Raw genomic sequence first — 13,913 nt, 5'->3', positions numbered from 1 at the left:
TGTCGATACCAGAATAATTGCTTGACTTGTACTGGTACAGGGCGGGCTCTATTGTAGCGACAGGCGAGACGCTTCGCGACTCTGACCCTATCCTCACAAACAGGCCTGAAGGCACTGGAGCACACGATGAAGCATCACGATCAGGTAGCCGACGCGTTCGGTTCGACGGCGGCCTCGTATTTGACGAGCCAGGTACACGCGACGGGCGCGGATTTGCAGACGCTGGCGGCTGCTGTTGCGGCGACGCCGGGTGCGGCGGTGCTCGATATGGGGTGCGGGGCGGGGCACGCGAGTTTTGCGGTTGCGGCTTCTGCTGGATCTGTTGTGGCCTACGACATTGCGCCGCAGATGCTGGCTACGGTTGCTTCAGCTGCTGTTGAGCGCGGGTTGTCGAATATCCGTACGCAGCAAGGCGCGGCTGAAAAGCTGCCGTTCGATGATGCTTCGTTCGATTGGGTCGTCAGCCGGATGAGCGCGCATCACTGGCACGATGTGCCGTTGGCACTCGCCGAAGTGCGGCGGGTTTTGAAGCCCGGCGGGCGTGTGATGTTCATTGATATCGCTGGGAGTGAGCATCCGTTGCTCGATACGCATCTTCAGGCTGTCGAGGTGTTGCGCGATGGGTCGCATATTCGTGACTATCGTGCGGATGAGTGGGTGGCGTTTTTTGCTGATGCAGGGTTTGAGGCTGTGGTGCGGGAGCGCTGGCGGCTGGATATTGAGTTTGATTCGTGGGTCGCTAGGATGCGGACGCCTGAGGCGCGGGTTGTTGCGATTCGGTCTTTGTGGGCTTCCGCTCCGGATGAGGTTCGTGAGTACTTCGATGTTCAGAGTGATGGGTCTTTTAAGCTCGATGCTTTGATGGTTGAGGCGTACTAGTAGCTTGCTGTGCAAGCTTTTAACGCGCCGTGAGACCCGATGGCGGCGTGCAATGACGCAGGTGCATTGTCCTGCCGCGTTGCACGCCGAAAGCAGAGCGCAGATCGGTTAAGCGGTCGAATTCGAGTTAGGCCGGCCGAATCGAATGGCGCGAATTGCAGACATCACCGAAGCGGCCGTCTCATTACATCGCGTATGCGTAAATCGATGTGGGAGTACAGCTGGACTCCGGGCCTGTGGCATCAAAACAGGGCGCCACGCGGTAGAGTACGATCGCCTTGCCGCCGCGATTGATGTCGACGCCCGCTTCGAAACCCGAGAAAAACCGGCCTCCCGCGATTTCCGTTTTCTGGGTCCATCCAGTCTTGAAGTTAAATCGCACGTAACTTAGTTTTCCCGTGTGATTCGTGAGATTGGCGCTTCCCGTGACAACGGCCAGGACGGTATCTCCCGCTTGGTTCATCGCGATGGCCGGACGCCTGGTGATCACATCGTCAGTAAGTCCAAAGGTCGATGCCAGGTCTGCGGGTGCGCTCCATTCCCCGCCAGCCAACGATTGGCTCCATTTGTAACGCGTGACCGTACCGTTTTTACTGGTTTCGGTCCACAACACCAACGCGTTGCCGGAGCCGTCCATTAACAACTTCGCCTCGCTCAGATCGGTGTCTTGAGAGCCGAGAGTATCGGTGCGTGCTTGCCCGCCATGATCTTCGTCAAATTTGGTCGCCTTCAGCGTACACGTGCCAGCTGACGTCGGATCGCCCCAAATTACGGTAGCCGTGCGCGCGATCGAAGTCATAGCCTGGGGAACGCCACGGCTGCTGCATGTTACGCGACCCGCTGCGACGTTTTGGGCAATGCCACGCGCGTCGGTCGTATAGAACGGCGGCGATGTGATGATCGCGCCAAGGAGGCCGAGAGACGAGTAAGGTTGAGAGCCCCCGCCTGCTTCCTGCCAGAATAGGTAGCCTTGGTTCTTGATGGCGGCAGAGTCCTGCGGCGGCATGGCGAAGAAAGCGCCGCCAACTGAGGTTTCTTGTGACGGAAGGGGAGTCCCAAGGACTGACATGGATACGGTTGTTAGCCCCGTCTTCTGCGCACCATCTGGGCGCAGACGGTATAGCTCAGCAGGCCCGACAGGCTGGTTTTTTTCGAACGGGTTGTAACTCAACACCGACATCAGTGCTGTGCCATCGCCAGTGACCTGGATATCAGACGCGTCCGGACTGACTGCCGCGAGCTGCCGATTCAAAGGAACGGGATCAGACCAACCGCTTGATGGTCCATAGAAGTACACGGCGTACGGATATGATCCGGCGCCCGTATTGAACTTCGGGACGACCAGCACGCGCTGCCCCGATGAATTGGTCCGAAGTGCGTACGTGTTGCCGGAGTTGATCGATCCTTTCGTCAGCACGTTTGCGGAGGACCAGTGCCCGTTGGCTTCGGCCACCGATGTGATGAGTTCGCCAGAAATGCCTTCGATCCATGAAGCAACGGCCGTGCCCTTGTCATCGAGCGTGACTTGCGGCGTCATGGGAACGGTGGGGTTCGTTCCTTCCCAGAGTTGTTGAGTTCCTGACGCCTGAGTGAAACCCGGTGCCTGGTTCGTTTGTCCACGTCCCGCGGTGTTTGAGGCGCTGTCTTGCACGTTGTCTGCACCAGTGCTGCTGTCGGTGCCGCCGCCGCCGCAAGCCGAAACGGTCAGCGCGCAACACATCGCAATCAAGGTTCGTTTGCCCTTCGTTTTGATCATGCCGTTTTGTTAAAAAATGTAGTACTAACTAAAATTGGTGGATCGGTTTCGCTAAAGATCGCCCGCCTCGATGCATCTCTTTTAATCTGACTGATGATTCGTTATACAGATTAATTTGGATGAAAATTTCCGGCGCTTTTGTTGTGAATATGCGCCGCGATTCGGTGGCGTGGATCTAATGGTGCGTGCGTTTCGGCCGATTCCCGCTTCACTTGTCAAGATAGACCAAGTCCGGCGGATTTTGCCAGCACCCGGTCATCTTGCGTGCGGGCGACCAATAAAAACGTAAAGGTGTGGTATGAAGCGCGTAAGGTGTTTTTCGAGACGCGCGATCATGCTAAAGACACGATACCGTATGGACAATTTGCACCTAAATACAAAAAAGGCGGTGGTTCTAAAAAGAACCGCCGCCTCTTCACAGCACAAAGGCCAGATCAGCCCGTATTCCTCAACCCAGCCGCAATCCCGTTGATAGTCAAATGAATCCCACGCCGCACGCGGACATTATCATCCCCGGCGCGATGGCGCTTGAGCAGCTCCACCTGCAAGTGATTCAACGGATCAAGATACGGAAACCGATTCTTAATAGACCGCGCGAGCAAAGGATTATCAGCGAGCCGATCCTTCTTCCCGGTAATCTCAGAAAGCACATTGGACGTGCGCTCCCACTCCGCGACAATCCGCTCGAACACATGCTTGCGCAGCTTCTTATCAGCCACAAGCGCGGCATAGCGCGACGCCACCGCGAGATCGGTCTTAGCCAGCACCATATCCATATTCGACAGCAGGTTCGCAAAAAACGGCCACGCCTTAAGCATCTTGCGCAGCAGATTCACACGACGTTCACGCTCGACATTCGAGCCCGCGGCCTCGAGCCAACCGGAAACCGCACTACCAAACCCATACCAGCCCGTCAGCAGCAGCCGGCATTGTCCCCATGAGAAACCCCACGGGATCGCCCGCAGGTCCTCGATCTTGCGTTGCTTCGGGTCCTGCAGCTTGCGCGACGCAGGCCGGCTACCGATGTTCAACTCGGCGATCTCCGCAATCGGCGTCGACGAGAAGAAGTACTCAGTGAAGCCCGGCGTCTCATAGACGAGCGCACGGTACGACGCCATCGCCGCATCCGACAGCGTCTGCATCACTTCCTCGAAGTCGGGCAGTTGCGAAGGCGCATTGCCATGCGGCAACAACGACGCTTCGAGCGTCGCCGCAACGACCGTCTCCAGATTGCGCCGGCCGATGTCGGGGTTGCCGAACTTGCTGGCAATCACCTCGCCCTGTTCCGTCAGGCGAATTTGTCCATCGACCGTGCCCGGCGGCTGCGAAAGAATCGCCTGATAGGTCGGGCCGCCGCCGCGTCCAACCGTACCGCCGCGTCCATGGAACAGCCGCAGCGTGATGCCGCGCTCATTGAACAGCGACACCAGCGCCAGTTCCGCGCGGTACAACTCCCAGTTCGACGTCAGGAAGCCACCGTCCTTGTTGCTGTCCGAATAGCCGAGCATCACTTCCTGCTCGTTGCCCTGGTTCTCGATGACGGCATCGATGCCGGGCAGCGCCAGCAGATCGCGCATGATGTGCGACGCGTTGCGCAAGTCGGGAATCGTCTCGAAGAGCGGGATCACCATCAGGCCCGCGCGCGCCGGATCGACCGGGTTGCCGAGCGCGCCTTGCAGCAGGCCCGCTTCCTTTTGCAGCAGCATCACTTCGACCAGATCGCTCACCGTCTCCGTGTGCGAAATGATGTAGTTGCGCACCGCGCGCGCGCCGAACTTCTCGCGCGTCACCCGCGCCTGTTCCAGTACGCCGAGTTCGCTCTTCACCAGATCCGAGTACTCGACATACGGCGAGCGCAGCAGGCGCGGTTGCGCGAGCTCCGCGAGCAGCACGCGCAGCTTGTCGCCTTCCGAAAGCGCCGCGTAGTCGCTTTCGACACCCGCGCGCCGCAGCAGCTCCGCGATCACCGCTTCGTGGATGTCGGAGCTTTGACGCAGATCGATACTCGCGAGGTGGAAGCCGAACACTTCGGCGGCGCGCGTCAGCGGCGACAGACGAGGCGTTGCCAGCGACGCGCCGTGATGCTCGGTGAGCGAATCGATCAGCACATGCAGATCGCGCACGAACTCGGACGAATCGTCATAGGGCGTCGCGCGAATCTTCGGCGCGCCGGGGCCGGCGCTGCGCAGCGGCACGACGCCTTCGCCGAGCCTCACGCGCGCACTGGCGCCAAGCCGCGTGTAAATGCCGATCAGCGCGCGCCGGTACGGCTCGTCCGTGCGATGCGGAGAGTGATCGGGCGAGGCTTCCGCGAGCGCCTTCAGTTCGTCGCTCGCGCCCGCCAGCAGGTTCGACACCGACAGTTCCGCGCCGAGCTTGTGTACCTGTTCCAGATAGTGCTCGAAGATCACCGCGGCCTGGCGCGTGATCGCGTTTTCGAGCGTCTCGCCCGTGACGTTCGGATTGCCGTCGCGGTCACCGCCAATCCAGCTGCCCATCTGGAAGAAGGGCGGCAGGCGTGCATCGAGGCCGTGCTCGACGAGCGCTTCTTCGATGTCGGCGTAGAGCGCGGGGATCTCTTCGAGGAACGTCGCGCGGTAGAACGACAGCGCATTCTCGATTTCATCGGCGACCGTCAGGCGCGAGTCGCGCAGCATGCGCGTCTGCCACAGCGAGGTCACGCGCGCGCGCAGCAGCGATTCGTTCTGCAGTCGCTCGCGCGCCGTCAGCGGCTGGTCGCGTTCGGCCAGCAGGCGCGCGATGTCGTGCTGCGCGTCGAGAATGCTCTTGCGCTGCACTTCCGTCGGGTGTGCCGTCAGCACGGGGACGATCAGCGCGTCGTTGAAGAACTGCTGCAGCACGGGCGTCGCGGCGGCGTTCGCTTCGACGAGCCGGTCGAGCGCATGCGCAATCGTGCCCGGCTGCGAGGTCGAGCCGGCCAGATCGTGAATCCGGTGCCGGCGATTGCGATGACGGTCTTCAGCGATGTTCGCGAGGTGCGAGAAGTAGCTGAACGCGCGCACGACGCTCACCGTCTGCTCTGGGGACAGCGCGCGCAGCTTCTTGTCGAGCGCCTGCGCGGCGACGCTGTCGTCCTCGCGGCGAAAGCGCACAGCCGTCTGACGAATCGTTTCGACGACGTCGAACACCGCGTCGCCTTCCTGCTCGCGCACCACGTCGCCGAGCAGCCGTCCCAGATAGCGGATGTCTTCGAAGAGCGGCTGGTCCTTGTCTTCGCGCGTGCGGGCATTGTCCTTCACCTGCGCCGCGGCGCCGTTCTTCGCTTCTTTCGACGCGCGCGCGGCTTCCTGCTTGCCGGCGCCGTCGGATTTAATTCGTTTCGAGACGCCGTTGGCGGGCGCCTTGGTCTTCGAGGATTTGCCGGTTTTGCCGGAGTCGAGAGCTTGCGTGGCTTTCACGGCCTTGGCGGCCTTGACAGCGGAAGCGGCGGGAGCGGCCGATGCGGTATTGACGGCATCGGGCGAGGCAGTAGTGCGGCGGGCAGGGCGCGCCGATCCGGAAGACGTCACGATGTTTCCTCAGGAAAGCCAGGGTCTAAGAATGGTGAACTGCAACTGCGGGTACAGCGGGGAACTGCGCTCAAAGCCTGTCAGCATGCGGCGCGCGCGGCGGAGGAGAGCCGGTTGCGCGTGCTGCGCCGCATTAAATCATCGCGCATGCGGCGCTTCGACGCGCGAACGACCGTGCTGGGGCTTCTGGCGGCCACGCGAGTCACGATCGATACGGCTAAGGACGGCTCTGCGTGGATGAATCCGCAGGCCTGTCTCCTCTGGTTCTATGGCGGTCGACGGCAGTGAGCGCATAACGCCAGCTACCGTCTCACGCAAGTGCCGTCGCGCTGCTTTGGCATGGCCGTGCGGCCAGCGAGAGGTTGCCAAAGCGCGTGCTAACATTGTTAGTTATCACATCCCGTCGTTCAATGAATCAAACAATGAATTCCGAGACGCTTGCGCCCACTCCGCCCGCCACGCTAGTCATCGCGTCGCGGGAAAGCCGGCTTGCCATGTGGCAAGCCGAGCATGTGCGGTGTGCGCTGCACAAATTATATCCATCTTGTGACGTAAAAATCCTCGGAATGACGACACGCGGCGATCAGATTCTCGATCGGACGCTGTCGAAGGTCGGCGGCAAAGGGCTGTTCGTGAAGGAACTGGAGAACGCGCTGGCCGACGGCCGCGCCGATCTCGCCGTCCATTCGCTGAAAGACGTCCCGATGGAACTGCCCGAAGGCTTCGCGCTGTCGACCATCATGGAGCGCGAGGATCCGCGCGACGCGTTCGTCTCCAGCCAGTACGACTCGCTGGCCGCGTTGCCGCCCGGCAGCGTGGTCGGCACGTCGAGCCTGCGCCGCGAAGCGATGCTGCGCACGCGCTATCCCGACCTCATCGTGAAGCCGCTGCGTGGCAATCTCGACACGCGCCTCGCGAAGCTCGATCGCGGCGATTACGCGGCCATCATTCTGGCGGCGGCCGGTCTCAAGCGTCTGGGCCTGGGCGACCGCATCCGTTCGTTGCTCGATCCCGCCGACAGCCTGCCCGCCGCCGGCCAGGGCGCGCTCGGCATCGAGATTCGCGCGGACCGTGCCGACCTCGCCGCATGGCTGGCGCCGCTGCATCACGAGCACACGGCGGCCGCGGTCGAAGCGGAGCGCATGGTGTCGCGCGCGCTGGGGGGCAGCTGCGAAGTGCCGCTCGCCGCTTACGCGACCTGGCATGACGGCGCGCTGCATCTGCGCGGCGTCGTCGCGACGCCCGACGGCCAGCGCGTGCTGTCCGCGCAAGCCTCGGCGCCCGCGCCGACCACGGGCGCCGCGCTCGAACTGGGCCGCGAGGTCGCGAGCCAGCTCGAAGCGCAGGGCGCACTCGAAATAGTCCGCGCGCTCACCACGGCGAGCGGCCCGGCTGCTTCCGCGTGATGGCGGCCGACTCGAACCCGACACCCGACGCATTGCCGTCCCGGGACGGCACAGGCGCATCGCACGCGAAGCATCTGAGCGTCGTGCTGACCCGTCCGGCGGGACAGTCCGACGCGCTTGCGAAGACGTTGCACGACGCGGGTGTCGCGACCGTCGAATTTCCGCTGATCGATATCGCCGCAGCGGACGACAAAGCGCCGCTGCGCGCGGCGCTCGCAGCGCTCGATCGATACGCGCTGGTCGTCTTCGTGTCGCCGAATGCCGTCGATTACGCGTTCGCGAGCCACGACGCGATCTGGCCGCACGCGCTGCCCGTCGGCGTGGTCGGTCCAGGCAGCGTTGCGGCGCTCGCGAAGCATGGCGTCGAAGCGCCCGCGTACCAGGTGATCAGCCCGGCTGCATCGGCCGATGACCACGACGGCGCGCGCTTCGACTCCGAAGCCCTGTATGCGGCGATTGAAGTGTCGCTTGGTGACAACGCCTTCGAAGGCAAGCGCGTGCTGATCGTGCGCGGCGACGGCGGCCGCGAATGGCTCGCCGACCGTCTGCGCGAAGCGGGCGCCGAAGTCGAGACGGTCGCGGCCTACCGGCGCCTCGTGCCCGACCCGTCGATCGGTGCATGGTCTCGCATCCACGCGTTGCTGTCCGACGAATCGAAGACGCCGCACGCGTGGCTCGTCACGAGTTCCGAGGGCGTGCGCAATCTCGCCGAACTCGCGCACGACCACCTGACGGCGAGCGAGCAGACGCACCTGAAGCGGGCGATGTTCGTCGCGCCCCATCCGCGCATCGCGGAAACCGCGCGGGCATTGGGTTTTGATAGCATTACGGTGTCCGGTGCGGGCGATGAACGGATCGCCCGTACGCTGTTGTCTCTCGCGGCCCCTTTTGAAGTTCAACCGGTCCAGTCCAACCCGGCACAAGAACGCATGTCTGATACCAACGCATCCACGACCCCCACGCCCCCGACGTCCAACTCCGCGCCGCGGCCGGCCACTGCGCTGCCGCCGAATCAACCCTTTACGCCTTATGAAATGCAGCAGGCCAAGCCCAAGGGCAACACGCTGCTTTGGGTTGTCATCGCGCTGGTGCTCTTCGCGGCGATCGCGGGCGGCATTGCGCTGAACCGCCGGGTCATCAAGCTCGATCAGCAGCTGTCGCACCGCCAGCAGGTCAACGATACGCAGACGGCCGAATTGCGCGTGAAGACCGATCAGGCCGTCGCCACCGTGCGTCAGGCCGATGCGCAGATCGCGCAGCTCGAAGGCAAGCTGGCCGACGCGCAGAACGCGCAGCAGGCGTTGCAGCAGCAATATGCGGATCTCGCGCGCAATCGCGACGACTGGACGATGGCCGAAGTCGGCCAGATGCTGTCAGCCGCGAGCGAGCAACTGCAACTGACGGGCAACACGCAGCTCGCGTTGTTCGCGTTGCAGAGCGCGGATACGCGTCTCGCCGCGTCGGACGGCGCGCAAGTGCTGGCTGTGCGCAAGGCGATCGCGCAGGACATCGACAAGCTGAAATCCGCGCCGTCCACTGACCTGACGGGCCTCGCCATCAAGCTCGACAACGCGATCGATCAGATCGACCAGCTGCCGCTTTCGGGCGAGGCGCCGATTGCGCACGCTACGCCGCACGCGTCCACGCCGAAGGACGTCGACCGCGTTGCGGCCGCCACGGGCGAACCGAAGTGGAAGGTGTGGTGGAACCAGCTCATCGCGGGTATTGGCCAGCAGTTGACGAGTCTCGTGCAGGTGCGCCGCATCGACCACGCCGACGCGATGCTCGTCGCGCCCGATGAGGGCTACTTCGTGCGCGAAAACCTGAAGATGCGTCTGTTGTCCGCGCGTCTCGCGCTGCTTGCGCGCAACCAGACGACGCTCAAGTCCGACCTCCACGCCGCGGACAACGCGCTCGCGCGCTACTTCGACGCGTCGTCGAAGCAGGTGCAGACGGTGCGCGACCTCGTGAAGCAGGTCGACGACGGCTCGGGCGCGGTCGACGTGCCGAACCTGGATACCAGCCTGCAGGCCGTGCATCAATACCGGACGCGGGGTTAATCATGGCGCTGCGTGGACTTCTCTGGCTCGCTTTCCTGTTCGCGATCGCGGTGGTGCTCGCGATCGTCGGTCGCTTCGACACCGGGCAGGTGTTGCTCGTCTATCCGCCGTATCGGATCGATATTTCGCTGAACCTGTTCATTGTCGGGATCATCGTCGCGTTCATCGTGATTTATGCGGTGCTGCGCATCGTGCGCAACATCTGGCGCATGCCGCAGCGCGTCGCCGCGTATCGCGCGCGTCAGCGGGTCGCGAAGGCGCATGCGGCGTTGCGCGATGCGATCGGCAATCTGTACGCGGGCCGCTTCTCGCGCGCCGAGAAAGCTGCGCGCGACTCGCTCACCAATCCCGACAACAAGGGTGCGGCGGGCCTGATCGCCGCGAACGCCGCGCACCGGATGCACGAGTACGCGCGCCGCGACGAATATCTCGCGCAGATCGATTCAGCTGACTGGCAGGACGCGCGCCTGATGGCGACGGCCGACATGCGTGCCGATGGCCGCGATGCGGATGGCGCGTTGCTCGCGCTGACCGAAATGCAGTCGCAGGGTGGCCGCCGCATTCATGCGCAGCAGATTGCATTGCGCGCGCAGCAGCAGTTGAAGAACTGGGGCGAAGTGCTCAAGCTCGTGAAGACGCTGGAGAAGCGCGAGGCGATTCATCCCGCTGTTGCCGTGCGTTTGCGGCAGCTTGCGGCGGAGAATCTGTTGCGCGATCGCAGGCACAATGCTGACGCGCTGCTCGAGTTGTGGCATTCGCTCACGCCTGTTGAGCGGCATTCGCCGCGGCTTGCGGATGTCGCGGCTGAGTTGCTGGTCGCGTTGGGCCGTCCGCAGGATGCGCGGAAGATTGTTGAAGAGGCGCTCGCGCAGAATTGGGATGCGCGGTTGTTGCGGCGTTATCCTGATACCACTGGCGGTGACGCGTTGCCGTTGATTCAGAAGGCTGAAGCCTGGCGGAAGGAGCGTCCTGACGACGCGGATCTGATGTTTGCGCTTGGGCGGTTGTGTCTGCATCAGCAGTTGTGGGGGAAGGCGCAGTCGTTTCTTGAGCAGGCGCTCAAGCTGGCTGATAACGAGACTTTGAAGATTCGGTCGCATCGGGCGTTGGCTCGTTTACATGAGCAGCTCGGGGATGCTGATAAGGCTAGCGCGCATTATCGGGAGAGTGCGCTGGCTATGAATGTGGTTTGAGGTTTTTTTTGTCTGCGACGCTTTGGGTGGTTTGCTGGTGTTTGCGGTGGCATCCGCGTTTTGTTGTCTTGCTTCAAGCGTCGCCCCTGTGCGGGGCGGCACCTACTTTTCTTTGCCGCCGCAAAGAAAAGTAGGCAAAAGAAAGCGGCTCACACCGCCAGTTCTAGTGTTTGCCTGAGGGCCCCCACAGGGTCTTACGCTTCACACGGCAATCACGTGACCCATGTTTGTTGCCAGCGCTCTTGCGGTGCGCCTCACCCGCTTCACTCTCCCGCACTACAGCACGCCATGCCAGCTATTCCACCGCCGCCCAGGTGGCAAACTGTGTGTAGGCCGTAGCACCTCACACGCCTCACTTCGGACCGATAGCACGCGCATACCTCCATGTAAGAGCGCCAGGCTATACGACGCGACAACCTACACACAGTTTGCCACCTGGACGGCGCAAACCATTCGCTGCCGCTAGCTCTTGTTCGGGTGTTTGAAGTGGGTGAGGCGCTCATTCGACGCGTTGGCAACGAACGCGAACAGAGATGCCGCCGTGTGAAGCGTAAGACCCTTCGGGGGCCCTCAGGCAATGAGAAATGTTGGCGGTGTTAGCCGCTTTCTTTTGCCTACTTTTCTTTGCGGCGGCAAAGAAAAGTAGGTGCCGCCCCGCACAGGGGCGACGCTTGAAGCACGACAACAAAACGCGGATGCCAGCGCAAACACCAGCAAACCAACCCAGCCGCGCCACGAAGTCAAACAGCCGAATGCCAGAGCAAAGTCAAAAAACCGGCAAAAGCACCGGCAGTGCTCACCTATTCACAAGCCTGGAAGGCACACTAACCGCGAGCACACCTCCAAGAACCATAAACGCCGCGAGCATATACATCCCAGCCGCATTCCCGGCGGTAGCCTGCTTGAGCCAGCCCACTGCATACGGGCTAAGAAACCCCGCCAGATTCCCAATGGAATTAATCAACGCAATCCCAGCGGCCGCGCCCGTACCAGCGAGAAACGAAGTAGGCAAACTCCAAAACAGCGGCAGCGTAGTGAGAATACCCATAGTAGCAAGCGTGAGCCCGGCCATCGCCAGGGTGGTGTCATGCGCCCACACGACAGAAAGCACCAGCCCAAGCGCCCCCACAAATCCCGGCACAGCAACGTGCCAACGCCGCTCCCGCATCCGATCGGCGCTGCGCGCGACAAACACCATCGCCACCACGGCAGCAGCGAACGGAATCGCCGACAACAGCCCAATCGTGAACGCGTCAGTGACGCCCGTCGATTTGATAATGGTCGGCAGCCAGAAGCTCACACCATAAAGCCCCATCACAAACGAAAAATAGATCAGGCTCATCATCAGCACGCGCGGGCTCATCATCACCTTGCCGATAGCATGATCTTCCTTCGTCGCATCTTCGGCAGCGATGTTGCGCTCCAGCAGTTCGCGTTCTTCCTGCGTGAGCCACTTCGCCTTCGAGATGCGGTCGTCGAGCACGATGAACACCAGAATGCCGACGATGATCGACGGTATCCCCTCGAGCAGGAAAAGCCACTGCCAGCCATGCCATCCGTTCGCGCCGTCGAACGACTTCAGGATGTAGCCCGAAATCGGCCCGCCAACCACGCCCGAAATCGCAATCGCCGTCATGAACCAGGTCGTCATGCGCCCGCGCCGGTGCGCCGGATACCAGTAGGTCAGATACAGAATGATGCCGGGGAAGAAGCCCGCTTCCGCCAGGCCGAGCAGAAAGCGCATCACGTAGAACATCGTCGGCGTGGTGACGAACATCGTCAGCATCGACACGATGCCCCACGTCACCATGATCCGCGCAATCCAGACCCGCGCGCCGACGCGATGCAGAATCACGTTGCTCGGCACTTCGAAGATGAAATAACCGATGAAGAATATCCCCGCGCCAAAGCCGTAGACGGCGTCGGAAAGGCCCAGGTCCGCGCTCATGCCTAGCTTCGCGAAGCCGACGTTCACGCGGTCCAGATAGGCCACGACATAGCTGAGCATCAACAGCGGCGTCAGGCGCCAGGCGACTTTTCTGTAGGTCGCCTCTTCGAAGGTGGAAGGCGGCGCGCCTGCGCCGGGATGGTGGAGCGGATTCGCAGGACTGGACACGCTTGTCTCCTATCGACCGGCGTCGGCGCGGCAGCGCTTCACGCTGGTCTTACGCAAAGCTCGTTATTGTGGAAATGTCGTACCGCCGTTCGCGATTCTAAACTTTCAACGGGCGCTGAATAGCCGCCCCAACGTCGGGGAAAACACTGAGTTTTCAAAGGTTAAGGCGGATTTTCGCCGGGCGGAGCGAGCGCGCCGCCTGCTGCGCTACACGCAGCGTCCGCCGTCCACTTCGAGACACACGCCCGTGATGAACTCCGCTTCGTCGGACGCGAGATAGAGCGCGGCGTTCGCGATGTCCTGCGGAGTCGAGAAGCGGCCCAGCGGGATGCCCGCCAGAAACTTTTGCCGGTTCTCCGGCGTGTCGTCGACGCCCATGAATTCGGTCAACAAACCCGTCTCGCCGATCACCGGGTTCACGCAGTTCACGCGGATGCGCTCCGGCCCGAGCTCCACAGCCAGTGCCTTGCTCGCGACGATCACCGCGCCCTTGCTGCCGTTGTACCAGACGAGACCCGGGCGCGGTCGCACGCCCGCCGTCGACGCGATATTGACGAACACGCCGCCGCCTTGTTCGCGGAAGTACGGCACGAATGCCTGCACGCTCCAGTAGATGCTCTTCACGTTGACGGCGTACACGCGGTCGAACTCGTCTTCCGTCACGTCGAGCACGGGCTTGTTGCGATGCGTGGTGCCTGCGTTGTTGACGACGATCTGCACGCTGCCGAAGTCTTCGATCGCGGCGGCGCGCAGCGCACTCCAGTCGCTCGCGCGCGTCACGTCGCCCGCGACGGCGATGGCCTTGCCGCCAGCCAGCGCGATCTCGCTTGCGACGCGTTCGGCCGCCGCACCGTTCAGATCGTTGACGACGACGTTCGCGCCTTCGCGCGCATATGTCTTCGCGATGCCTTCGCCGAAGCCCGAGCCGCCGCCCGTGACGATGGCCGTTTTGCCGGTCAACCGCATGATGTCT

Annotated in this window: 8 protein-coding genes; 4 read left to right on the top strand and 4 right to left on the bottom strand. The window is 62.4% G+C overall.

Translation table 11 applies throughout. The annotated features are described in order from the left end of the window. Window positions 1-126 precede the first annotated feature (126 nt). The gene (locus BLT65_RS20840; protein WP_091780435.1) at window positions 127-879 is read left to right on the top strand and encodes a class I SAM-dependent methyltransferase; all 753 of its coding nucleotides are present in this window, start codon (window positions 127-129) and stop codon (window positions 877-879) included. A 184-nt stretch (window positions 880-1,063) separates the two neighbouring features. Here the strand turns inward: BLT65_RS20840 and BLT65_RS20835 are convergent, their stop codons facing one another. Both BLT65_RS20835 and ppc read right to left on the bottom strand, forming a co-directional pair. After that, on the bottom strand, window positions 1,064-2,635 hold the full coding sequence (locus BLT65_RS20835) for a hypothetical protein (protein ID WP_143036532.1): 1,572 nt from the start codon (window positions 2,633-2,635) through the stop codon (window positions 1,064-1,066). A 434-nt stretch (window positions 2,636-3,069) separates the two neighbouring features. Next, entirely contained in the window at window positions 3,070-6,165 is a 3,096-nt protein-coding gene (gene ppc / locus BLT65_RS20830; RefSeq protein WP_091780431.1) for a phosphoenolpyruvate carboxylase, read from the bottom strand. Between the two features lie 422 nt (window positions 6,166-6,587). Here ppc and hemC point away from each other — a divergent pair, with 422 nt between their 5' ends. The 3 genes from hemC to BLT65_RS20810 are packed head-to-tail and all read left to right on the top strand — an operon-like array spanning window position 6,588 to window position 10,824. Then, on the top strand, window positions 6,588-7,571 hold the full coding sequence (hemC, locus tag BLT65_RS20820; RefSeq protein ID WP_091780428.1) for a hydroxymethylbilane synthase: 984 nt from the start codon (window positions 6,588-6,590) through the stop codon (window positions 7,569-7,571). Next, the gene (hemDX, locus tag BLT65_RS20815) at window positions 7,571-9,631 is read left to right on the top strand and encodes a fused uroporphyrinogen-III synthase HemD/membrane protein HemX (RefSeq protein ID WP_091780425.1); all 2,061 of its coding nucleotides are present in this window, start codon (window positions 7,571-7,573) and stop codon (window positions 9,629-9,631) included. Before hemC ends, hemDX begins: the two co-directional genes overlap by 1 nt. A 2-nt stretch (window positions 9,632-9,633) precedes the next feature. After that, the gene (locus BLT65_RS20810; RefSeq protein ID WP_091780422.1) at window positions 9,634-10,824 is read left to right on the top strand and encodes a heme biosynthesis protein HemY; all 1,191 of its coding nucleotides are present in this window, start codon (window positions 9,634-9,636) and stop codon (window positions 10,822-10,824) included. Between the two features lie 796 nt (window positions 10,825-11,620). On the opposite strand, the gene BLT65_RS20805 is transcribed toward BLT65_RS20810, so the two are convergent. Both BLT65_RS20805 and BLT65_RS20800 read right to left on the bottom strand, forming a co-directional pair. Continuing rightward, window positions 11,621-12,940 (bottom strand): MFS transporter, encoded by a 1,320-nt coding sequence (locus BLT65_RS20805; protein ID WP_091780419.1) that lies wholly within the window; start codon window positions 12,938-12,940, stop codon window positions 11,621-11,623. 207 nt (window positions 12,941-13,147) lie between these two features. Beyond that, entirely contained in the window at window positions 13,148-13,906 is a 759-nt protein-coding gene (locus tag BLT65_RS20800; RefSeq protein WP_091780416.1) for an SDR family oxidoreductase, read from the bottom strand. Window positions 13,907-13,913: the final 7 nt, after the last annotated feature.

Origin of the sequence: Paraburkholderia steynii, from assembly GCF_900100565.1 — a bacterium.
GTDB classification, from domain to species: domain Bacteria; phylum Pseudomonadota; class Gammaproteobacteria; order Burkholderiales; family Burkholderiaceae; genus Paraburkholderia; species Paraburkholderia terrae.
Note: the sequence above shows the minus strand (reverse complement) of the source record. Positions and strands in the feature narration are given on the sequence as shown.

Excerpts from the sequence above, each read along its gene's own strand:
- BLT65_RS20840 (WP_091780435.1), top strand. The coding sequence starts at position 127 with ATGAAGCATCACGATCAGGTAGCCGACGCGTTCGGTTCGACGGCGGCC.
- BLT65_RS20835 (WP_143036532.1), bottom strand. The coding sequence starts at position 2,635 with ATGATCAAAACGAAGGGCAAACGAACCTTGATTGCGATGTGTTGCGCG.
- hemC (WP_091780428.1), top strand. The coding sequence starts at position 6,588 with ATGAATTCCGAGACGCTTGCGCCCACTCCGCCCGCCACGCTAGTCATC.
- hemDX (WP_091780425.1), top strand. The coding sequence starts at position 7,571 with ATGGCGGCCGACTCGAACCCGACACCCGACGCATTGCCGTCCCGGGAC.
- BLT65_RS20810 (WP_091780422.1), top strand. The coding sequence starts at position 9,634 with ATGGCGCTGCGTGGACTTCTCTGGCTCGCTTTCCTGTTCGCGATCGCG.
- BLT65_RS20800 (WP_091780416.1), bottom strand. The coding sequence starts at position 13,906 with ATGCGGTTGACCGGCAAAACGGCCATCGTCACGGGCGGCGGCTCGGGC.